The organism is Photobacterium damselae, from assembly GCF_003026815.1.
In the GTDB taxonomy this organism is placed as follows: domain Bacteria; phylum Pseudomonadota; class Gammaproteobacteria; order Enterobacterales; family Vibrionaceae; genus Photobacterium; species Photobacterium damselae.
On the sequence record NZ_PYOG01000001.1, the window covers coordinates 43343 to 64856 of the forward strand.

The window sequence follows — 21514 nt, forward strand, 5'->3', positions numbered from 1 at the left end:
GCCCAGAAAAATCCTGGGCAAATATTTGAACGTAAAGTAACTATTAATTAGTTATATAAAAAATTAACGTATCCATATCGATTAATTGTCATATAAATAACTTATTCATTTGTTTATATATCATCAATTGTAATAGGTATTAATAATGGATTATCCACGCCACTGACGAACAGGACCTGTATCTATATGAACAAACCCACTTTTTGGATAATAACCGACGCCACCAATATTTAATTCCATTGCAACTCGTCGTACTTTAGATAAAGGAATACCCTCTAAATTAAAATCAATTGCTTGCCCTGTCATATGATAGCTTTTTTTTGCCACCCCACCACTACGACGAGCTAACATCTTATTTGTTGCTGGAGAACGATACCCTGAAATAATTTGAGCTTGGCCTTTATGACCCAGTACATCTTGAATATGTGCAATAGTATCAAATAAGCGTTTATCCATTCGAGTCGCTTCATTCTGACGAAAATCACGACACAAATGATTCATTCTTTTTAATTCACTATAGATATAGCCACGCCCATTATAATATTCCGTTTCTAAATTCTCACCTGTATGAATATTACATAGTGAAATAGTTCTTGGATCTTTTGCTTTGAATGGTGTTGCAATCGCCGTCCCAGGCAACGCACATGCACCTAGCGCCAGTCCACCAGCGATCAATAGCTGACGGCGCGAAATATGAATATCTGACATTTTAATAAACCAAATGAATTACATTAAAGACTTCAGGTCAAACCACCTCATTAATGAAAAACACAATAACTACGGCTTAATAATCCGTCAAACCCCCAAACTCAAATAAAACGCCGTGTAAATATACAAATTACTGCTAATTGTTGAGAATAAAGAGATTTAATAATTGTAAGCAGTTATGTAGAGTTTTCCATTTTGAGATGCACCCCCCATTTTGTCATAGTGATAAATATCATCTCGGTAATAAATTAAACCATTCCCCTCAGCCCAAGCGGTCTGATAAATTAAATGTACGGGTATCTTATTTTTTAATACCACTGTTTTTGTTCTCGTCCTTGATGAATATTGGATAAACCTTTTATCACTGACTCCTGAATACTCAAGCAACAGCTGTGCCAAACCTTTTGCATATTCAACTCGAACACAGCCAGAGCTGAGTGCTCGATCAGATTTATTAAATAGACGTTTTGAAGAAGTATCATGAAGATAGATGGCATAATCATTAGGGATATTAAATTTAAAACGACCTAACGCATTTTTATTTCCCGGCTTTTGGCGCAGACGATAAGGAAACGTTTTAGGATTAACCCCTCGCCAATTAATGGCATTAACCGATATTCGGGCAGGATTTGACCAACTGGATAGGATCTCATATCGATTACGAGTCAGATAACTTGGGTTACGTTTCACTTTTGGCAAAATGTCCTTTCTCATGATTGAAGTCGGCACATTCCAATAGGGATTGAATACCACAGATGTTATAGTGGAATCCATCATCGGAGTATTTCTAGATGGTCGACCAACAATCACTTTGCTTGTCATAACCGATTGATTATTAAGCCTTGCTGTCAGTTCATAAGCGGGGATATTAACGACTATTTGATTAGGCTGTTCATCGGGCCATAACGATAATCTTAAAGTGTTTAGTGCAACGACTCTTAAGCGCTCTTGTGGCGATTTTGACAACCAATACAGGGTGTTTGGACCGATTACACCATCAGGACTTAAACCATGGCGTTGTTGAAACGATTTTACCGCTTCAATTAAAGTTGGAGATAAATAATCCAGGTTTTCTGTTAGCATTTGTTCGGCTTGATAACTCGGTAGATCTCCTAACATTTCAAGAATAGTAATTAAGTTTTTTGCATTGGGTAATGGGTTACCTAAAGAGACCTTATTGGCAACATGAAAGATAGGCCAACGTTTATGACTAAGTTGAGTAAGCTTCTCTAATGCTTTGATATTACTAGTATACTGTTCGTTATTACCTTGAAGAGAAGAGATATACTTTACCATCTGAGCTGTTTCTGATGCGGTTAAAAATGACTCAATTTCATGATGACTTGGTAACGGTAAAGGCCATTTCATTTTGCCACCAAATAGCCACTCTCGCTGCTCATGCTTGGAATACTGATAAAAGCTTAATAATGCGAGCATCGTATCGGTTGCAAGAAGATCAATTTGTTTCCAATCCTGAGTATTTTTAAGTTGCATTATTTTGGTATAACGTTTTGTTAAATCAGGACTTATTTTAGCTATTTCAAATATTTTCAGATTGGCCAATAATGCCTCAATGGCCTCTTTACTAGACCAATACGGTTGATATCCATTGGTGTAATAGATTTCTGCCAGCTTATCTGGATATGAGATAACTGATTGAATACTTGGAATATCTTTAACCCAATCTAGTGCTGCTTGATATTTAGGATTAAAGTAGTGATCTAATTGAGTGCTACCCACATCACGGGAAGGATCATAGAGTTGAGCAATTTCAATATGCATTGCATTATCCATTGCATTTTTTTGTTCTAATGGAAAAGGCTCAATATCCAAATGGTAGGCATGAATCTGGCATGAATACCCAAGAGTACAAGCGATGCACAGTGATAAAGTCGAGAAAGTCTTCATCATTTTCTCCTATTGCTGATCATTTCAGTATGGCAAATTAATTTCAGCTCTAGGAAAATTTGAACGGTATTTATTTATGATAAATGTTTTAGTATTTTGACTTTTCATTATTATAAAAAACTAATCTATTGAATTTACATGATTAATTTTACTCTAACCTGAAACCACCTCCCTTTTTGAACTGAGAAATCATCTTATTTGTCTCACTTCTTTTACACTTGAGATCATTATCTTGTTTAATCATCTAAAACGACTCAATTTTTTCATCATTATTGGACCTATTAACCCAATCATTGTCATAGAGACAAACATCTTGAGACAAGTTTGATATATACCCAAGTAACTTCAAGATGCGAGGTTCAGCGAGAATAATTTGGTTTACAGGCAAGACAACGATTTGAAGATCTAGTGGCTCTAAATTAAAAATCGTTAACGCAGTATGTGAAGCAAATTAACTCGCCCTTTGGGAGCGTGTCACAGACACAATTTCATCGTCAAACAATTTGGAAATAGCGAGCTATTACACTGCATTGTTTGTCTTGAACTTGAATCAGTGACAACGCTCTGAATCCTGCATCTTGAAGTCACTTGGGTATAAATTACAGTTATAACGTGAAAAAGGCTTTTAAGTTGTTGTCATTTGAGGTAGTTTTCCAAGGTTGATTTTGGAGAGTTTCATGGAAAAGCACGAAGAAGTACTTATTGCCTTACGACAGATTATTCGAGCGATAGATCTACACTCACGTAAGCTAAATAAAAATGCAGGTCTAACGGGTCCACAACTTGTGTTAATGCGCGCAATCCGTGATTCCGGTACAGAAATTACAATTCGTCAACTGTCGAATAACACCAATATGAGCCAAGCAACAGCAACAACTATTCTTGACCGCTTAGAAAGTCGAGAGTTGGTTGTTCGTCAACGCAGTCAATTGGATAAACGTAAAGTGCATGCCCACCTAACAGAGAAAGGTAAAGCATTACTTGAAAAGGCACCTATGCCACTACAAGATAGCTTTATTTCTCAATTCCAAACGTTAGAAGATTGGGAGCAGTCACTACTTCTCTCCTCTGTACAACGAATTTCATCTATGATGAATGCTGAACATTTAGATGTTGCTCCCCTACTGGAAGTGGGTAGCATCACCAAGCACGACAGTTCAGAAGAATAGACCAACGACATATTTTATGACGTTAGAACCCGTGTTAAGCCAGTGTATTATGCTGGCTTTTTAGTATTAGGCCAAAAGATGTTACTCGAAGGAATTGAGACGTTATTAATGCTTGCTCAGGAAAAAACCATGAGCAGAACTGGCAGTCGTTTGTATATTAGTCAATCGGCAGTCAGTAAACGAATTGCGAAACTGGAAGCAAAATTAGGAAAAAAACTGATTGAGCCTAAAGGTCGCCACATTAAGCTCACCCCTGATGCTGAATTGCTGATTGCAAATGTAGGCCCAAGTTTTAATGAGATTCGAGGACTCATTTATGAGCAGCAAGAGTTAACCGATCAAACCTGTATTTCTCTTGATTGTTCGGAAACGTTAGTTGCTGGTTATTTAGCACCCATTATTGGTTCTTATATAGAGCGAGATCCCTATATCTCGATTACAACGCACCACACGCCAGTAATCGTCGAACACATTCAGTCGGGTGAAGCTATCATAGGTTTTTGTGCCGGCCATCTACCGCCCCATCACGGTTTAGAAACCATTCATTTGCTCGATGAGCCCTTTAGTATCGTCAGTAAAGAAGCGCTACTCGCTCCACCGTTGAATCTTATTGTTAATGACCTAAAAAATCCCGCGAATGCCTATCAAGCAGGATTACTCCAACAGGCGAACATTATTCCGTTAATGGAGATGGATTCATACACTGCCAGCGCTCAATTGGCTTTAGCGGGTGTTGCCCCGGCTCTTGTTCCTCAATCTATCGTTAGCACCTTAAATATACCAACAATGCATTGCCACCATTTTGCATTTCTTGATGAGCTGACCCGGCCTATTCATTTGCTTTATCGTGCGAACAGCCTTAAATCATCAAGAGTTAAAACCCTAATTGAAACCATTGCGGATGCTGTTCCCAAAGTAGCTTTAACGCCATCAACATTGAAATAGTCACTACCATTGGACGGATCAATTTATGTCCTTTGGTGACAACTACCTTAGCTCCCATTCGAGCACCAAGAAAACCACCCGCAGCCATGACTAAACCAAGCTCCCAAATAGGCAATCCTGCGATAATAAAAAAGGTTAATGCCGCAATATTTGAGGTGAAATTAAGAACTTTGGTTCTAGCCGTCGCTTCAATTAAGCCGCAACGAGCAATCGCAACAAAACAAACGGTAAACAGAGAACCTGTACCTGGACCAAAAAATCCATCATAAAAACCAATTGAAAAGCCAACCGTTAACGCAAAGAGATTATCGGATATACGCGGTTCACCAGACTCTAATTTGGCCTGAGGCGCTAAAATAAAGTAGAGCGAGATACAAATAAGTAAAATAGGAATTAAACTGGTTAGAATACTAGCATCAATTTGTTGTACAGCTTCGGCTCCAATAGCGGCACCGGTAAAGGTACAAACGATAGCCACGCGCATAGCTTTAAGACTCACTAAACCTTGGCGAACAAAATAGAGTGAAGCCGAAAAACTACCGAACGAGCTCTGTAATTTGTTAGTCGCGAGAGCCTGTGTTGGTGGAACCCCAGCAGCCAGTAATGCAGGAACGGTAAGTAGCCCACCACCGCCAGCTATAGCGTCAATAAATCCGGCCAAGCCTGCAACACAGAACAATAAAACCAAAACATCTAAAGATAAATCCATTTATTCACTCGCTATCTATTACACTTTCATCAGATGGTGATAATCCACCACTTAAGTAGAGCAGCCATAGTAGCGAGTAATGTTTGAGTTACAAAAGGAAATATGCGAAGAGAACCTATTCCCATTAGGAAACAATCATCTTCTAAAATAACATTAAGTTAGATCATTTATGATTGATTACGGCACATCTCTGCGGGGAAAGAGAGTTGTACCATAACATGTCGTTTAAACAGTTCATCGTAGTTCTGCTCATCTAACGCTTTTTGCATACAATTAAGCCAAGCTTGTTTTTCCTCAATCCCAATAACAAGATGTCGATGTGCTCCAGGTAAATTCATTGAACCGTATTTTTCCGTGTACTCTTGAGGCCCACCTAACCAACCAATTAAAAAGGTCGTTAACTTTTCTTTGGTAATGGTTAAATCATCTGGGTGCATTGCTCTAATGTTCTTTGCTTCAGGGCAAGTATCAATAAACTGATAAAAAGAGGCCACCAGTTGTGTAATTCCTGGCTCTTTTCCTGCGGCAGCAAAACAAACCTCGGGATCTTGGTAGTTCGGCGCCGCCCTTTTTTTTACACCAGACAACTCATCTTGCTCGGGATATTCAGATCGATCCATCGGTATTACCCTATCTATTATCAAAAAATAAAGCGCAGCCTAAGCCACGCTTTAAGATTATGATAAATAGACAGATATTTCTAATCTATTTAACTTACATATATCGGCCCGCTAAATGAAGTAACGGGAGGCACTTCACCTTTAAACTTCTCAACTTGCACCACTACAGTATTGGCACTGGTTGCCTGAGCAAGTTCTGAGGTCCCAATATCTTGAGTTAATGTATTAGGATCGCCATAAGTATCAAGAGCACCAATATCGTTATTGATCGGACCAAACCAAGCCCCTTCGGTAATACGAATCACCCCCGGTGGATAATCCCCAGAAACTTTAGCTCCAGCAAGTAACTGCCCTCGGTCATTAAAAACTCTGACAATGTCACCATCTTTAATACCTCGAGCTTTGGCATCATCTGGGTTTAAATGTACTGGCTCCCGACCTTTAACAGCATAAGTTTCACGGAATTTTTCCGAATCACACATCTGTGAATGAAGTCGTTTTGGCGGATGACAAGACTGAAGCCAAAGAGGATATTTATCGGATTTTGGCCCACCATGAGAACGCTCATTTTTCTCAAACCACATAGGATGTCCCTGACAATATGGGTATTTATAACAAGCGATTTTTCGGCTGTATATTTCAATAAACCCTGATGGCGTACCCAATGGGTTAATTTCAGGGTCTTCTCGGAAGGCAGCGTGGCTAACCATAGATTGATCGGTCTTAAACGGAGCGAGCCCTTGTTGCCAAAACTTATTAAATTCTGGCATTGGGTACTTATCTTTGTTAGCCGCACGGCAATCGTTGTAGAGTTGTTTTACCCACTCCATTTCCGTCATACCGCGAGTATATTCTTTGCTTTTACCAAATCGTTCACACAACTCGGTAAAAATTTGGAAATCTGTTTTTGATTGAAAAAGCGGATCAACCAGCTTATGCATTGCAAGAATACCCGCTGTTGAATAAGTACCAAATTGGTCAATATCATTACGTTCAAACTGAGTACAAGCGGGCAAAACGATATCAGAGAAGCGGCAAGTTGGCGTCCATGTATAATCAATATTGACAACCGTTTGCAGCTTTCTAAATGCCTCCTTCATTCGGTTACGGTCTTGATGGTGATTCCATGGATTACAACCACTAAAGACCATCATTTTAATATCAGGCAAGACAACCTGACTGCCGTTATATTGAATTTTTTTACCCGGCTCCATGATGGCATCAATCCAACGAGCAACAGGAATGATTGAGCTATAACCTTTGAAATCGGTATTGTTCCAAACTGGTACTTGGCCTTCATCTACATTACGGGGAAAACCACCAGGCCCGGCTGCATTACTGTATGGCGTACCAACTCCACTGTATTGATGCGAGAATGAAATACCACCACCAGGAAGGCCTATTTTACCCAACATTGAAGCCAAAACGACCGCCATCCAATAAGGTTGCTCACCATGTAGCTGACGCTGAATCGACCAGCCAAAGATCATCATGGTACGACCTTTTGCAAGCATACGGGCAAATTTTTGGATCTCATCGGCTTTTATGCCACAAATCGGTTCTGCCCATTCCGGGGTTTTCGCTGTTTTATCTTCTCCTTTACCGAGCAAATACGGCAGAAAATCTTCAAAGCCTAAGGTATAGGTTTCCATAAAACTTTTGTCGTAAAGCTTTTCATCATAGAGGGTATAGGCGAGCGCTAACATAAAGGCGACATCGGTTTGAGGGTTCACATACTGATGTTCACAGCTTAAATAATTTTGAGTTTGCGAAATAACTGGATCAACCGAGATCACTTTGATCTCTTTTTTCGCTATTTTTTCTTTTAATTGCGCGTAGTAGTCGTAACAATCATGGGTCTCACACTGCCAACCTACTTGACTGTTTTTCATCGGATCGTTCGACCACCAAATCAGTGTATCGCAATGCTCTAATATATGAGGCCAAGTCGTCGCTTGAGCATATACTTCGGTAGAACCGATTACATAAGGTAGGATAGTTTGTCCTGCACCTGTTGAGTAATCCCCCACTTTTTTAATAAAGTTGCCATACATACCAACCGCTCGCTGCATATGTGAGGTGCAGCTGTGAAATTGTCCTGTTTCACGCCAGCCAGTTTGCCCTGCATGAAGTGCCCATGGCCCATAATCTTTTTGAACCCGATGTAGCTCTTGGAAAAACAGATCAAGTGCTTCATCCCATGTAACTCGCACAAAACGATTATTACCGCGAGTTTCACCACTGTATTTATTCTTACGTAACCAATCTAAACGCACTAATGGATAACGAATTCGACTTGGGCTGTAAATCAAACCAATAATCCCATTGAGCATATCCGTTGGATGTTTATCTTGCTCTAATGGTTTGATCTCCATTACCTGTCCATTATAAATACGCGCCCGAAATGCCCCCCAGTGAGACCCTGATACTTTCCAAGTGCCTGGCTCCTGTGCTGGTGCACCATCTTGTACTGTTGCATGTGCCAACTGCGTTAATAAGCTTGGTCCTATCACAGTCACAGCACTGGTGGTTGCGACCCCTTGCAAAAATTTACGTCGAGTTAAAGACATAAACGATCCTCTCCGTTCTAATGCTGTGATTTAGAGAATGTTGATGAGTGATTTTGTAGATATTTCAATACAATGGCTTCACTATCACTGTCTAAATTGACAAAAGCGAGCATACCGTTAAACATTCCTGGCCAAGTATTGGCATCAAAGTGATTCTCTGTTGGCTGGGTATGACAGACGCTACAGTTGGTGTCATAAGCAGATTTTGCGGCTGACCATATCGGTTGGACATCAGGTAATAAATTATCTTTTTGCATCCATAGCGTAATAGTGACTTGCTGCCATTTAAGTCCAGTTAGGTCATCTTCTTTCTCATCCCCTTTTTGAACCACTTGATCATTTTGCGCCGCATCTTTGCTCAGGGCTGCAACGGGAATGTTTAAGCCAAAGTCTTGTTCAATCACACGACCAAAGCCTTTTGTTTTACGCCAACCATGGATTTCGACTTCTACGGCTTTATCCGTTACCTTCACCACTTTGACTTCTGAAGCAGGTTCTAATTGTCCAGCTTCAGTCGTTAAGCTTTCATCTGAATATAATGGAAGAAAACGGACACTATAATAAGCACTACCATCAGAGAAACTGGTACTGTGAGATTGGGCAATAAGTTCGGAAACCATTCCGCCGGAAGATTCCATATTTTGTGGTAATTGATGAGCAATCCCTTTATGGCAATCTAAACAACTTTGGTCTCGTGCTGCTGCTTGTTTCATTTGAACTTGAGCTCGAGGAGACATTTCATCCCATTTCATACTCTCGTACTTATGGCAATGTTTACACTCTTTAGAACCATTGGCAGAAAACCGTTCCCATTCATGTTGAGCAAGTTCCATTCTTTTGGCTTCAAACTTCTCCTTGGTATCAATAGTACCAAACAGATGACCAAAAACTTCTTTGCTGGCCTGCATCTTCCGTGCAATTTTATCGGTCCAATTATGAGGCACATGACAATCAGGACACGTAGCTCTAACCCCAGCATTATTTGACCAATGAACTGTTTGTTGTAATTCTGGATAAACGGTATCTCGCATATCATGACAACTGATACAGAACTTTTCTGTATTCGTCATTTCAAGCCCCGTATTAAAACCACCCCAGAACATAACTCCAGCAATAAATCCTCCCAGAGTTAAGACACCAAGACTGATTTTTGTCGCTGGCCGCCATAGTGTTTGCCATATTTTCTTAAGTGTTTTCATTCTCACCTCCTTGATGTTTAACTCAGCTCTTCATTCTATGAGCAAGGCAACATTAACCATGCCCAGGAGGACCCAAAACAAACACCTGAAGAGCCCACACAATAAAGCCATATGCGCTGACTAAACCAACTGTCAAAATAGGAAATAAAAACACAGCTATAAATATGAACGACATCCACTCATATTTTCCGCGCTCTTCATCTTGCACATCATTAGTATCCATTGCTTCACTTCCATTAATGATCACTTACCTCAAAAGTATAGTTAACCCACAGATAATTTTTATTTTTTCACTTTTCAGGCATGACTTAAAAATCAGAAATGCGATCTGGATATATTTTTCATTATAGAAGGTAGGCGTAAGATGCTGTTTTTATTACTTGTGAAGAAAAAGAGATTTAGAGCATTATCTCTAATTGAAGGGAAAAGAAACTCATTAAACAGAGTATTCGTTATCAAGATTCATAATGAGTAGTTAATATGAAATCAGTATGCATACTTTGATAAACATACAAATAGTTTAGATAATAAGCCAAGTTACACTGAATTATAATAAAATGCCGTTTTGTGGACATTTCCTCATTATTATCAACTACTTCCTGCTATATTAACTGTTACGAAAATCTTGTCCGATCTTATTAGTGAATAACTAAAAAGTAGCGTCACAGGTAGCCGATTGTTCACCCAATCGGCTTTTTTATGTCTTCATCTTTTGTCCCTATCCCTCTGTTATTGCCTTTCGTAAAATATTCCATAACGATCCTCGTTTCGTTTAGACAAAAACTATAGTGATACCCAAGTAGATCAAGGTGTGAGATTCAGTGAAAAGATCTTAACTTACAGGCAAGGACATAACTGATAAGCAACTCAAGAGTTACTGTTAGTGCTGTTTGGGGTATATAGAAGATAAAGATAAGGTGGTGGGGATAGTAAAAATAGAGTACTTGAAATGACAGATACGAAAAAGGGAAGCCGAAGCTTCCCTTTCCTGAAAAACTAAACTGTAAAATTACAGAGCAGCTTTTGCTTTCTCAACTAGCACTGTGAAAGTTGCTTTGTCGAATACAGCGATATCAGCAAGGATCTTACGATCGATTTCGATAGACGCTTTCTTAAGACCGTTGATGAAACGGCTGTAAGACATACCATTCTGACGTGCAGCAGCGTTGATACGTGCAATCCATAGTTGACGGAAAGTACGTTTCTTCTGACGACGGTCACGGTAAGCGTATTGACCAGCTTTAGTAACTGCTTGGAAAGCTACGCGATAAACACGTGAACGTGCACCGTAGTAACCTTTAGCTTGTTTAAGAACTTTCTTGTGACGTGCACGCGCTTGTACACCACGTTTTACGCGAGGCATAGGAGACTCCTAGACTAAATTAAAAAATAAAACTAAAAACGATTAAGCGTATGGAAGCATACGAACAACTGCAGCCACTTCACACTTAGGAAGGATTGCATTTGGACGAAGCTGACGCTTGTTCTTAGTAGTACGTTTAGTTAGGATGTGACGCTTAGTCGCGTGCTTGTACTTAAAGCCACCGCCAGTTTTCTTGAAACGCTTAGCAGCACCTTTGTTGGATTTCATCTTAGGCATGATGAGACTCCGCATTGTTGATAGTTAATAACACAGTAATATGGGCGAACAAAAAGCGCTGCGATAAGCAGCGCTTTTGCTACTTGAATGCCGTAATTACTTACTTCTTCTTAGGAGCAAGCATCATCGTCATCTGACGACCTTCTACTCGACTAGGGAAACTTTCAACGACCGCTAGGTCGATTAGGTCATCCTTAATACGATTAAGAAGTTCAATACCGATGCTCTGATGAGCCATTTCACGACCACGGAAACGTAGCGTTACTTTGCCTTTATTGCCCTCTTCTAAAAAGCGACTCAGGTTGCGCAGTTTTACCTGATAATCGCCTTCGTCTGTACCAGGTCGGAATTTAACTTCCTTGATCTGGATTTGTTTCTGCTTTTTCTTTTGCTCTTTAGCAGCCTTGCTCTTTTCGAACAGGTACTTGCCATAGTCCATCACACGACAAACTGGTGGCTCGGCATTAGGGCTGATTTCGACTAAGTCCACACCAGCTTCGTGAGCAGCATTCAACGCTTCTTCAATAGAAACGACACCGATTGACTCGCCGTCTAGACCAGTTAAACGAACTTCGCGAAGACCACGAATTTCACCATTAAGGCGATGTGCATTTTGCTTAACTGGTGCTTGGGTTCTTTTTCCGCCTTTAATACCTTATTCCTCCACAATATTGAGCTTACGACTGCTAATTTCTTGCTGCATGTAAGCAACAAGATCATCAATCTTAAATTTACCCAAATCTTTACCCTTGCGAGTACGTACTGCAACTTCACCTGCTTCAACCTCTTGGTCGCCGCATACAAGCATGTAAGGTACTCGCTTCAAAGTATGTTCGCGGATTTTAAAGCCAATCTTCTCATTTCTCAAGTCCGCATTGACTCTAATTCCACATTTTTTCAATTTTTCTACAATTTCTTGTACATATTCTGACTGAGAGTCAGTAATATTCATCACAACAGCTTGTTGAGGCGCCAACCAAGTTGGGAAGAAACCTGCATAATCTTCGATAAGAATACCGATGAAACGCTCTAATGAACCAAGAATTGCACGGTGAATCATAACCGGTGTGTGGCGTTCGTTATCTTCACCTACGTAAGTAGCGCCTAAACGCTCTGGTAGAGCAAAGTCTAACTGAACTGTACCACACTGCCATGCGCGATCAAGGCAATCGTGAAGAGTGAACTCGATCTTAGGACCGTAGAACGCACCCTCACCTTCTTGAATTTCAAATGGAATATCCATTGATTCAAGCGCGGTAACTAAGTCAGCTTCTGCTTTATCCCACATTGCATCAGAACCTACGCGTTTTTCTGGACGAGTAGATAATTTAACAACAATGTTCTCAAAGCCGAATGTCTTGTACGTATCATACACCATTTCGATGCAAGATGTAACTTCTTGTTGCACTTGAGATTCTGTACAGAAAATGTGCGCATCATCTTGAGTAAAGCCACGTACACGCATGATACCATGAAGTGAACCTGATGGCTCGTTACGATGACATGAACCAAACTCAGCCATACGTAATGGTAGATCACGGTAAGATTTCAGACCTTGGTTAAAGATCTGTACGTGACCTGGGCAGTTCATTGGCTTAATTGCGTATTCACGGTTCTCAGAACTTGTTGTGAACATTGCATCTGCGTACTTGTCCCAGTGACCAGAACGTTCCCATAGTACACGGTCCATCATTAGAGGACCTTTTACTTCTTGGTAATCGTATTGGTTTAGTTTTTCACGAACAAATACTTCTAGTTCACGGAAGATAGTCCAACCGTTGTGATGCCAGAACACCATACCAGGGGCTTCTTGCTGCATATGGAACAGATCAAGTTGCTTACCAATTTTACGGTGGTCACGCTTTGCAGCTTCTTCTAGACGAGTTAGGTGAGCTTTTAGCGCCTTCTTATCGTGGAATGCAGTACCGTAGATACGCTGAAGCATCTTGTTTTCGCTATTACCACGCCAGTATGCACCAGCAACACTTAATAGCTTGAAGTTTTGACAGAAGCCCATGTGTGGTACGTGAGGACCACGACACATGTCGATGTATTCTTCATGATGGTATAGACCAGGACGATCGTCACGAGCTACATTTTCATCAAGAATTTCAATTTTGTAAGTTTCACCGCGAGATTCAAATGTATCACGCGCTTCTTGCCAGCTTACTTTTTTCTTAACTACCTGATACTTGGTCTTAGCAAGTTCAAGCATGCGCTTCTCAATAACTTCAAGATCTTCTTGAGTTAGAGACTGTTCAAGGTCGATATCGTAGTAAAAACCGTTATCGATTGTTGGACCGATAGCCATTTTCGCTTCAGGGTACAACTGCTTAATTGCATGACCTAAAAGGTGAGCACATGAGTGACGAACGATCTCTAAACCATCAACTTCATCTTTAGCTGTGATGATTTCTAGACTTGCATCGTTTTCGATAAGATCACAAGCATCAACACGAACGCCATCAACACGACCAGCGATCGTTGCTTTCGCAAGACCAGGACCGATAGATAGAGCGACATCCATAGTTGATACAGGATTTTCGAATTGACGTTGACTGCCGTCAGGAAGAGTAATTACAGGCATGAAAAATGTCCTTTCCAGTGGTGCCACATACCAAGTAGCACTTGATTCAAAAATGTTTAAATACGTTGAGTATTTAAGTAGAGACTTACTAAACCTCATTGGGTCACATTTTGGTACAAATCAAAATGAGCTTCCAACAACGTCTAACTAAGGGAACAGATATTATCACATCGAGGTATATTTAGTTAAGGAGCTTTTGAGGTTCTCTGCGTAATTTCTGAAAAAAGACCAACCCTAAAAAGTCAGGGTTGGTTAAGAAGATGCGAAAAGTAAAAACAAAGGAGATGTTTTACAAGGTAATGATACATCGCGATCAGCCGAATTTTTTAGCACCTGATATACCCGATATTGCCTTACTGCTATTTATATATCTTTCAGTCCACCACTGAGCTAATGCATTTTTCACCACAAAATATTCAAACTTCTAACAACTTCACGTTAATTTCTTTATGAAATGGTCTAAGCTATTGATAGTCAGTTGCACAACTACTGTTTTCAGTGTGGAGGATGCTATGTGGCAGGGGATTTCAAACCAGCTTTCTGAACAATTAGGTTATTCGTTTAAGATCACCGAAAAAGAGGTACTGACAGGAAGTGAGGTTAATCAATGCTATTGCATCAGTGACGGCAACGAACGCTTCTTCTTAAAACTCAACACTCGGGATAATTTAGTCATATTCGAAACAGAAGCAGAGAGCCTGCGTATTCTTAATGAAGCATGTTGCGTTCAAGTTCCACAGTTTGTTCATATGGGGACATGTAAAGACAAAGCATTTCTGGTTCTCAATTACCTCCCAACTAAGCCCTTAGACTCACATTCAGCGTATGAGCTTGGTCAGAATTTAGCTAGCCAACATTTATGGGGTGAGCAAATTGAATACGGTTTTGATTTCGATAATTATATAGGCCTTACGCCACAACCTAATAAATGGCGCAGAAAATGGTGTCGATTCTTTGCTGAACAGCGCATAGCTTGGCAACTTCAACTGTGTGAAGAAAAAGACATCTCCTTTGGTAATATCGATACTATTACCAGTAATGTGATTCAATGCTTACTCAGCCACCAGCCAAAACCCTCACTACTTCACGGTGATCTCTGTTATGCCAATAGCGCTTTGACGGTTTCGGGCCCCATTATTTTCGATCCTGCAACATACTGGGGTGATAGAGAATGTGATATCGCTACAGCTGAACTTTTTGCACAATTTCCGCCAGAGTTTTACCAAGGTTATAACAGTATTTACCCTCTTGATGAGAACTACGGGCAGCGAAAAGAGCTCTATCAACTGTACTATCTCCTTAACCAAAGTTATCTATTTGGTGGTTGCTATATAGAAAAAGCAAGACAGATTATCAATAAACTCAAATTAGCAGATTAATCGCGTTGTTTATCTTGAGCTAAAATCAGTAACTAAAATTACTTGGTATATAGAAGTAATCCTCTGATAAACAATACCCAACTATGATAGTATCAGCAGTTGATATCTGATTGATTTTACTATTCTAGGATGATTATGTTACAAGCTGCTGTTTTCGATATGGATGGACTACTTGTTGATTCAGAGCCGTTTTGGCAACAAGCACAAGTAGAAGTATTTACGGATCTTGGGGTTAAAATTTCCATTGAAGATACTCATAAAACAATGGGATTACGAATCGATCAAGTTGTAGAATTTTGGTTTAATCAACAACCATGGCAAGGACCTAACTGTGCTGAAGTAACTCAGACGATCGTTGACCGAGTAAAAGCATTAGTTCGTGAGCAAAAGCCAATGCTTCCTGGGGTTGTAGAAGCTATTACTTGCTGTAAAGAGTCAGGTCTTAAAATCGCTCTAGCCTCTTCATCACCAATGGATTTAATTGAAGCGACGATTGATGCTCTTTCTCTTACTGGGTTGTTTGAAGCGGTGTTATCAGCTGAACACTTACGCTACGGGAAACCGCACCCTGAAGTTTATATTAATGCTGCAGATGCGTTAGGCGTAAAACCTCAACATTGTGTCGCATTTGAAGACTCGGTGAATGGTTTATTAGCGGCTAAAGCAGCTCAAATGAAAGGGATCGCTGTACCTGATGCAGCCTTTAGCCAAGATCCTCGCTGGGCTATTGCCGATTGCAAACTTTCCTCGCTGCACGAAGTAAATCCAGAATTATTAGCTCAGTTATAACTCTAAAAAGATTATTAATAAGAATAAAGATGGATGCTTCTATCTTTATTCTTAATTAAATCGTGAAAATAGACGCAATTAATTACCTCTACAGCTCTTTTTGACCAAATTAATTTTTCTATTGCTAGTTTATAAAAGTTAATTTGCGACCCATACCCTCTCTAGCAATCAAAAGCATAAACTGACTCATACTCCCTAGTTAATTCACAGCAAAAAACAATGAAAGACGCTAGGATTTAACTAAACCCAAAGCAACAATAATGGATTCATCTCAGCGATTCGGAATTAAACATTACGCTTATTAATAGCGGCCCAATCACTTACAGATGCAAGACAGTACGTGTTAGGTAACTTGGGGCAAATTAGGGTTAAGGAGTAGATAAATGAGGAATTATAGTGAACATGCTGTATCTTGCCCACATTGCGGCCATAAAATACACATAACATTAGATGCCAGTGCGGGTAGCCAAGAATTTTATGATGATTGTCCTGCATGTTGCCACGCGATTCATCTCAACATGCAAGTAGATGATCAACACAAAACAATTCATTTGTTTGTTGATGCTGATGACGAACAAATTTTTTAACCGATAACGACGAAGACTATAACAATAATCCCTGCTGTACTTGTATAGCGAATAACAAACACTTGAGCGCATCCCAACTCTTGGTTATGCGCTCCTTTTTTATCTATGTTTTATTTAATATCGCATCTTATCATCAAGCCAAAGATTGGATCTTCTTACTGTCTCTGCGCCATCATGCGTTCAACCGTATCGACTACAGCTTGAGTTTGTGGATCGATCTCAATGTTTATTACATCCCCAACCTGACGAGATTTTAAATTTGTTCGCGTTAACGTTTCAGGTATCAAGTTCACATTAAAGCTGTTATCTACAACATCACCAATGGTTAAGCTAATCCCATCAATGCCAATATAGCCTTTTGTAAATACATATTTCATTAGATGCTCTGGCATGGAGAACCAAACTTGACGGTTATTTTCACTTTCGATGACATCCAATACTTTTGCTGTACAGATAATGTGACCAGACATTGAATGCCCGCCAATCTCATCACCAAATTTAGCAGCTCGTTCAATATTGACTTCATCACCAACATGAACAAGGCCTAAATTCGTCACCTTTAACGTCTCTTGCATTAAATCAAAAGAGATATGGCGACCTTCAATCTTCGTTACAGTTAAACAACAACCATTGTGAGCAACGGATGCCCCAATCTCTAATCCATCTAATAAATGCTCAGGCATTAAAATAGTATGAGTTTGAAAGTTAAGTTTTTTATCGATAGCAACAACGGGGGCTGTTGACTGTACAATTCCGGTAAACATATCCATCCTTATTAAACTGAAGACGATCAATATTGGCTATATGACAAAGTGATTCGACAGTTCTGATTGCAGAGTATTTATATATGATACTCATGAACCAAACCTTAATGCCTCTTAAGTATCAGAGCGATTATGGCAAGCTCAATATCGAGTCTCAAATATTATTTTCATTTCAATCGCACCTTAACTCTGGCTCACTATGTGTATATAATCGCGGCAATTTTATATAAAGCAAACAATCTACACCCTATCTGGAGCAACATCTGTGCACAATTACCGCCGCGAAACGGGCCAACTATTAAAGCTCGCCATCCCTGTATTATTTGCGTCTGTCGCACAAACCTCAATGGGATTTGTCGATACTGTTATGGCAGGTGGCGTTAGCGCTACAGATATGGCCGCAGTATCCGTTGCAGCAAGTATCTGGTTACCATCAATCTTATTTGGCGTTGGTCTTTTGATGGCTTTAGTTCCTATTGTGGCACAACTCAATGGTTCAGGCCGTCGCCATAAAATCCCTTTTGAAGTGCAGCATGGCATTGTACTTGCCCTTCTTGTTACCATTCCAATTATGCTGATTTTATATAACTCAGGGCTGTTGATTCAGTATATGCATGTAGAAGAACATCTTGCAGCTAAAACTGTCGGTTACTTACATGCTGTTGTCTTTGCTGTACCGGCTTTTTTATTGTTTCAGGCATTAAAAAGTTTTTCTGATGGTTTATCACTCACAGTTCCAGGTATGGTAATCGGCTTTATCGGTCTATTTGCCAATATTCCCTTAAACTGGATCTTTGTTTACGGTAAATTTGGTATGCCAGAATTAGGCGGTGTTGGTTGTGGTGTTGCTACGGCGATTGTCTATTGGTTGATGTTCTTTGCCATGCTGGCTTATGTTCTACTCCATCCTCGCCTAAAGAAGATCGACGTATTTGCAACTTGGTACAAACCACAAGTTAAAGAATTGGTTAGACTGTTTAAAATGGGTTTCCCAATCGCAGCATCTATGTTCTTTGAAGTCTCTTTATTTGCAGTAATCGCACTGTTGATCTCACCTTTGGGATCAATTGTTGTTGCTTCTCACCAAGTTGCACTTAATTTTTCCTCGTTAGTATATATGCTACCTATGAGCTTAGGCGCAGCATTAAGTATTCGTGTTGGCTTTATGTTGGGTCAAAAAGATATTGATGGGGCTAAAATTGCCTGTCACTGTGGTTTTGCAACGGCGTTATTAATGGCAATGACTACCGCGGTTCTAACGGTAATTTTCCGTGAAGATATCACTCGATTATATTCTCACAATCCAGATGTTCTGATCTTAGCAGGTAAACTGCTTCTTCTTGCTGCTATTTATCAATGTACAGATGCGATCCAAGTTGTTGCAGCAGGCGCACTTCGTGGTTACAAAGACATGCGAGCAATCTTTACTCGAACTTTTATCGCCTATTGGGTACTAGGTTTACCAATTGGCTATATTTTGGGTATGACAGATTGGATTGTGCCAGCAATGGGACCTCAAGGTTTCTGGATCGGATTTATCATTGGTCTAACAGCGGCGGCAATTATGCTAGGTAAACGTGTTCTTTGGGTGCAAAGCCTTAGCCGTGAACAACAACTTGAGATGTCAAATCGCTAATACAAGCTTATAAAATAAGAACGTTAATAACTAACGGGTTGAGCTCTTCGCTTAATCCGTTTTTTATTTTCATAGAACAGATAATAGCAACCCAGCAGAATCACAGGCTCTAGCTGTTACTTGGGTATATACTCAAGAAAAGTACTAGTAAAAGGAAATAACCTATTGTGTGTAACCCATTACGGTATTTATCTTTCTCTGTATGGTTTTTGCTCATTGTTATCCTAAATGGATGTGACACTCTGTCGTCTTCCGACTCTCCTTTTCATATTTACGCGCAACGCTTAGCAAACGTACTTGATACCTCATTCGATGAGCGAACAGTTAATACCTATCTTGATATTATCCCCTATCCTGATAATAGAGATATTTACCAAACGATCCCTGATATCAGGATTGGTTTATTAGATGCTTATGAGCTTAGGCAGTGCGGGCTATTCCATTTAATTGCTGAGAGAAATTCTGTTTTAGGTAAAGTACAAGACAAAACACGTCAGTTACGATATGAGATCCTATTTTTACAAGGGCTACGCACATGTTTGGCGACATTAGATACCAAGACAGATCTGTACCAACAACTTGTGAGCATCGAGCAACAAAAGCAACAGCAAATCCCTCAATATTTATGGAACATGCTCTTTACTGGCGAAGAGTGGCGAAAACAATTTGTCATTAATTATCAATGGATTAATTCAAAGCAACAAAACGGGTTTCATTCCTTTTTAGATGCGGTTCGCCTTGTTAATTATTTAAGTCAAAGTACAGAGCAGCAAGCAATTATTCCTTCTAATCAGCTGGATTTACTATTACAAAGTCAGGCTGAGCTATACAAAAATCCATATTTTGGTCGTTTGTTATATTCTATAGCTCAAAGTACGGCTTGGCTCAATGCTATTACACATATGCTAAAAGACCATCAAGAGTCGATTTACTGTGGGCCAAGTAGAAATAATCAAAAAGCACAATATCTTAATAATGTATTTTATAAATATTACTCGCAAGATATTCAAAGTTACTTAGCAACATTAAGCAGTCAATATCAACAATTACAACCTCTACTACTTGAGCTATATCAACACTCGTTACGGCATGGAATCACCCCCAGCCCCCAGATGTCTCGTTATAGCCAGTACTATTTTGCAAACCACCTCTATCGCAATTTCAAACAAGCGACTCTTGAGCATGTTGAATATTGGAAAACATTATTCAAACGGTGTAACTTTCCAGTTGGCAACAATCAAGCCCAATGACCTATTTTGAGCCATGTTTCGCAACAAAATAAGTCAAAAAAGTGCAGAATTAGCGAATAGCGGCATACTTTTTTCATCTACACTGAATGACGTCCCTAAGTAAACAGCCTAAAGATAAAGCCCAACATAAACTTAAGGAGTAAGGTTATGAATAAAATGAAAAATGAGGCAAAGCTCATCAAAAAGGCACTTGAACTAGGTTTCTCTTATGCAAAGCAGCAAGGTTATGGCGATTTAGATAAGTCGGTTCCCGCTAATTATCGCGTAGAAATTATTTATCGAATGCTGGTGGAGTGTAAGCAAATTACCCCGCTCGCAGTTGATCAAGAAGACAGTATCCATATGAAGCACAAGCTTGCTATTTGGATCTCTCGCTTATTACCACCAGAGCATGAACTGTTGCAATAATACTTATCAAATCACCCAATTAGGCAAAACTTTCACTGCATTTTCTTCTCATCAGTTCTGAAAGTTTTGCTGATTTCTCAGTCAATTAGCAGTATCCCTACCGTAAATCTGATTAATGAGCAACCAAACGCACTCAAATTATAAAAAAAGCGAACTCAAACACTTGCGCCATGGAAACTAAGTCGCTAATATCCATGGCGTTCAGTTAGTTCTGGATGTCTGTACGAGCGTAGCTCAGTTGGTTAGAGCACCACCTTGACATGGTGGGGGTCGGTGGTTCAAATCCACTCGTTCGTACCACTCTTTTTAGAGTCAAAATTTGCGTCTGTAGCTCAGTTGGTTAGAGTACTACCTTGACATGGTAGGGGTCGGCAGTTCGAATCTGCCCAGACGCACCACTTATACTTATCTAAGTAGATTTGAATAAAGTCTTTTTAAATAAGTATACGAGCGTAGCTCAGTTGGTTAGAGCACCACCTTGACATGGTGGGGGTCGGTGGTTCAAATCCACTCGTTCGTACCACTCTTTTAGAGTCACAATTTGCGTCTGTAGCTCAGTTGGTTAGAGTACTACCTTGACATGGTAGGGGTCGGCAGTTCGAATCTGCCCAGACGCACCAAATTTTAAAACCTGTTCATATGAGCAGGTTTTTTATTATCTATCAAATAAAGTCTTCAGTAATAAA

20 protein-coding genes and 4 tRNA genes are annotated in these 21514 nt (G+C 39.8%); 12 read left to right on the forward strand and 12 right to left on the reverse strand.

The features are described from left to right. Positions 1 to 150: 150 nt before the first annotated feature. Together mepK and CTN07_RS00200 are read right to left on the reverse strand one after the other, a co-directional pair. Positions 151 to 708, reverse strand: a complete 558-nt coding sequence (mepK, locus tag CTN07_RS00195) for a peptidoglycan L,D-endopeptidase MepK (protein WP_005299867.1) — start codon at positions 706 to 708, stop codon at positions 151 to 153. A 159-nt stretch (positions 709 to 867) separates the two neighbouring features. Next, positions 868 to 2619: a L,D-transpeptidase family protein gene (locus tag CTN07_RS00200; protein ID WP_080551730.1), complete on the reverse strand. Its 1752-nt coding sequence runs from the start codon at positions 2617 to 2619 to the stop codon at positions 868 to 870. A 674-nt stretch (positions 2620 to 3293) separates the two neighbouring features. On the opposite strand from CTN07_RS00200, the gene CTN07_RS00210 reads away from it, so the two are divergent. Next, positions 3294 to 3785, forward strand: a complete 492-nt coding sequence (locus CTN07_RS00210) for a MarR family winged helix-turn-helix transcriptional regulator (protein WP_005299874.1) — start codon at positions 3294 to 3296, stop codon at positions 3783 to 3785. A 78-nt stretch (positions 3786 to 3863) separates the two neighbouring features. Further along, the gene (locus CTN07_RS00215) at positions 3864 to 4730 is read left to right on the forward strand and encodes a LysR family transcriptional regulator (protein WP_036764046.1); all 867 of its coding nucleotides are present in this window, start codon (positions 3864 to 3866) and stop codon (positions 4728 to 4730) included. On the opposite strand, the gene CTN07_RS00220 is transcribed toward CTN07_RS00215, so the two are convergent. The 9 genes from CTN07_RS00220 to thrS all read right to left on the reverse strand — a co-directional run bounded on the left by CTN07_RS00220 (position 4660) and on the right by thrS (position 14015). After that, positions 4660 to 5439 carry a TSUP family transporter gene (locus CTN07_RS00220; protein ID WP_036764048.1) on the reverse strand — a complete coding sequence of 260 codons (780 nt, stop codon included), beginning with the start codon at positions 5437 to 5439 and terminating at the stop codon, positions 4660 to 4662. The genes CTN07_RS00215 and CTN07_RS00220 overlap by 71 nt on opposite strands. A 167-nt stretch (positions 5440 to 5606) precedes the next feature. Continuing rightward, positions 5607 to 6059, reverse strand: coding sequence for a group II truncated hemoglobin (locus CTN07_RS00225; RefSeq protein WP_036764049.1), 453 nt, complete (start codon positions 6057 to 6059; stop codon positions 5607 to 5609). Between the two features lie 89 nt (positions 6060 to 6148). Then, the gene (gene torA, locus CTN07_RS00230; RefSeq protein ID WP_005299880.1) at positions 6149 to 8629 is read right to left on the reverse strand and encodes a trimethylamine-N-oxide reductase TorA; all 2481 of its coding nucleotides are present in this window, start codon (positions 8627 to 8629) and stop codon (positions 6149 to 6151) included. Positions 8630 to 8646: 17 nt separating this feature from the next. Continuing rightward, positions 8647 to 9828 carry a pentaheme c-type cytochrome TorC gene (gene torC / locus CTN07_RS00235; RefSeq protein ID WP_005299883.1) on the reverse strand — a complete coding sequence of 394 codons (1182 nt, stop codon included), beginning with the start codon at positions 9826 to 9828 and terminating at the stop codon, positions 8647 to 8649. A gap of 52 nt (positions 9829 to 9880) precedes the next feature. Further along, the gene (locus CTN07_RS00240; RefSeq protein ID WP_068945863.1) at positions 9881 to 10051 is read right to left on the reverse strand and encodes a periplasmic nitrate reductase, NapE protein; all 171 of its coding nucleotides are present in this window, start codon (positions 10049 to 10051) and stop codon (positions 9881 to 9883) included. Positions 10052 to 10837: 786 nt separating this feature from the next. Then, entirely contained in the window at positions 10838 to 11191 is a 354-nt protein-coding gene (gene rplT / locus CTN07_RS00245; RefSeq protein WP_005299885.1) for a 50S ribosomal protein L20, read from the reverse strand. Positions 11192 to 11233: 42 nt separating this feature from the next. Beyond that, complete coding sequence (gene rpmI, locus CTN07_RS00250; RefSeq protein ID WP_005299888.1) at positions 11234 to 11428, reverse strand: 50S ribosomal protein L35; 195 nt, start codon at positions 11426 to 11428, stop codon at positions 11234 to 11236. Positions 11429 to 11528: 100 nt separating this feature from the next. Then, positions 11529 to 12080 (reverse strand): translation initiation factor IF-3, encoded by a 552-nt coding sequence (infC, locus tag CTN07_RS00255; RefSeq protein ID WP_065172353.1) that lies wholly within the window; start codon positions 12078 to 12080, stop codon positions 11529 to 11531. Positions 12081 to 12083: 3 nt separating this feature from the next. Continuing rightward, the gene (gene thrS, locus CTN07_RS00260) at positions 12084 to 14015 is read right to left on the reverse strand and encodes a threonine--tRNA ligase (protein ID WP_005299894.1); all 1932 of its coding nucleotides are present in this window, start codon (positions 14013 to 14015) and stop codon (positions 12084 to 12086) included. Positions 14016 to 14527: 512 nt separating this feature from the next. Between thrS and CTN07_RS00265 the strand changes: the two genes are divergently transcribed. The 3 genes from CTN07_RS00265 (at position 14528) to CTN07_RS00275 (ending at position 16770) form a co-directional block, all read left to right on the forward strand. Continuing rightward, entirely contained in the window at positions 14528 to 15394 is an 867-nt protein-coding gene (locus tag CTN07_RS00265; RefSeq protein ID WP_005299897.1) for a fructosamine kinase family protein, read from the forward strand. Positions 15395 to 15529: 135 nt separating this feature from the next. Then, positions 15530 to 16183, forward strand: a complete 654-nt coding sequence (hxpB, locus tag CTN07_RS00270; protein WP_005299899.1) for a hexitol phosphatase HxpB — start codon at positions 15530 to 15532, stop codon at positions 16181 to 16183. Positions 16184 to 16566: 383 nt separating this feature from the next. Beyond that, complete coding sequence (locus CTN07_RS00275; RefSeq protein ID WP_036764050.1) at positions 16567 to 16770, forward strand: CPXCG motif-containing cysteine-rich protein; 204 nt, start codon at positions 16567 to 16569, stop codon at positions 16768 to 16770. 155 nt (positions 16771 to 16925) lie between these two features. Here the strand turns inward: CTN07_RS00275 and CTN07_RS00280 are convergent, their stop codons facing one another. Beyond that, entirely contained in the window at positions 16926 to 17534 is a 609-nt protein-coding gene (locus CTN07_RS00280) for a riboflavin synthase (protein ID WP_005299903.1), read from the reverse strand. Between the two features lie 265 nt (positions 17535 to 17799). Between CTN07_RS00280 and CTN07_RS00285 the strand changes: the two genes are divergently transcribed. The 7 genes from CTN07_RS00285 (at position 17800) to CTN07_RS00315 (ending at position 21448) form a co-directional block, all read left to right on the forward strand. Continuing rightward, complete coding sequence (locus CTN07_RS00285; protein ID WP_005299905.1) at positions 17800 to 19170, forward strand: MATE family efflux transporter; 1371 nt, start codon at positions 17800 to 17802, stop codon at positions 19168 to 19170. A 167-nt stretch (positions 19171 to 19337) separates the two neighbouring features. After that, on the forward strand, positions 19338 to 20420 hold the full coding sequence (locus CTN07_RS00290; RefSeq protein ID WP_005299909.1) for a DUF3080 family protein: 1083 nt from the start codon (positions 19338 to 19340) through the stop codon (positions 20418 to 20420). A gap of 147 nt (positions 20421 to 20567) precedes the next feature. After that, on the forward strand, positions 20568 to 20828 hold the full coding sequence (locus tag CTN07_RS00295) for a DUF5062 family protein (RefSeq protein WP_036764052.1): 261 nt from the start codon (positions 20568 to 20570) through the stop codon (positions 20826 to 20828). A 223-nt stretch (positions 20829 to 21051) separates the two neighbouring features. Beyond that, positions 21052 to 21128, forward strand: a tRNA-Val gene (locus CTN07_RS00300). 21 nt (positions 21129 to 21149) lie between these two features. Beyond that, a tRNA-Val gene (locus CTN07_RS00305) sits at positions 21150 to 21226 on the forward strand. Positions 21227 to 21274: 48 nt separating this feature from the next. Beyond that, a tRNA-Val gene (locus CTN07_RS00310) sits at positions 21275 to 21351 on the forward strand. 20 nt (positions 21352 to 21371) lie between these two features. Continuing rightward, positions 21372 to 21448 (forward strand) — tRNA-Val (locus tag CTN07_RS00315). Positions 21449 to 21514: the final 66 nt, after the last annotated feature.

Coding starts and splice junctions, on each gene's coding strand:
- CTN07_RS00220 (WP_036764048.1), bottom strand. CDS start 5,439: ATGGATTTATCTTTAGATGTTTTGGTTTTATTGTTCTGTGTTGCAGGC.
- rplT (WP_005299885.1), bottom strand. CDS start 11,191: ATGCCTCGCGTAAAACGTGGTGTACAAGCGCGTGCACGTCACAAGAAA.
- torC (WP_005299883.1), bottom strand. CDS start 9,828: ATGAAAACACTTAAGAAAATATGGCAAACACTATGGCGGCCAGCGACA.
- thrS (WP_005299894.1), bottom strand. CDS start 14,015: ATGCCTGTAATTACTCTTCCTGACGGCAGTCAACGTCAATTCGAAAAT.
- hxpB (WP_005299899.1), top strand. CDS start 15,530: ATGTTACAAGCTGCTGTTTTCGATATGGATGGACTACTTGTTGATTCA.
- CTN07_RS00215 (WP_036764046.1), top strand. CDS start 3,864: ATGTTACTCGAAGGAATTGAGACGTTATTAATGCTTGCTCAGGAAAAA.
- CTN07_RS00295 (WP_036764052.1), top strand. CDS start 20,568: ATGAATAAAATGAAAAATGAGGCAAAGCTCATCAAAAAGGCACTTGAA.
- CTN07_RS00275 (WP_036764050.1), top strand. CDS start 16,567: ATGAGGAATTATAGTGAACATGCTGTATCTTGCCCACATTGCGGCCAT.
- CTN07_RS00280 (WP_005299903.1), bottom strand. CDS start 17,534: ATGTTTACCGGAATTGTACAGTCAACAGCCCCCGTTGTTGCTATCGAT.
- torA (WP_005299880.1), bottom strand. CDS start 8,629: ATGTCTTTAACTCGACGTAAATTTTTGCAAGGGGTCGCAACCACCAGT.
- CTN07_RS00225 (WP_036764049.1), bottom strand. CDS start 6,059: ATGGATCGATCTGAATATCCCGAGCAAGATGAGTTGTCTGGTGTAAAA.
- rpmI (WP_005299888.1), bottom strand. CDS start 11,428: ATGCCTAAGATGAAATCCAACAAAGGTGCTGCTAAGCGTTTCAAGAAA.
- CTN07_RS00265 (WP_005299897.1), top strand. CDS start 14,528: ATGTGGCAGGGGATTTCAAACCAGCTTTCTGAACAATTAGGTTATTCG.
- CTN07_RS00210 (WP_005299874.1), top strand. CDS start 3,294: ATGGAAAAGCACGAAGAAGTACTTATTGCCTTACGACAGATTATTCGA.
- CTN07_RS00240 (WP_068945863.1), bottom strand. CDS start 10,051: ATGGATACTAATGATGTGCAAGATGAAGAGCGCGGAAAATATGAGTGG.
- CTN07_RS00200 (WP_080551730.1), bottom strand. CDS start 2,619: ATGATGAAGACTTTCTCGACTTTATCACTGTGCATCGCTTGTACTCTT.
- mepK (WP_005299867.1), bottom strand. CDS start 708: ATGTCAGATATTCATATTTCGCGCCGTCAGCTATTGATCGCTGGTGGA.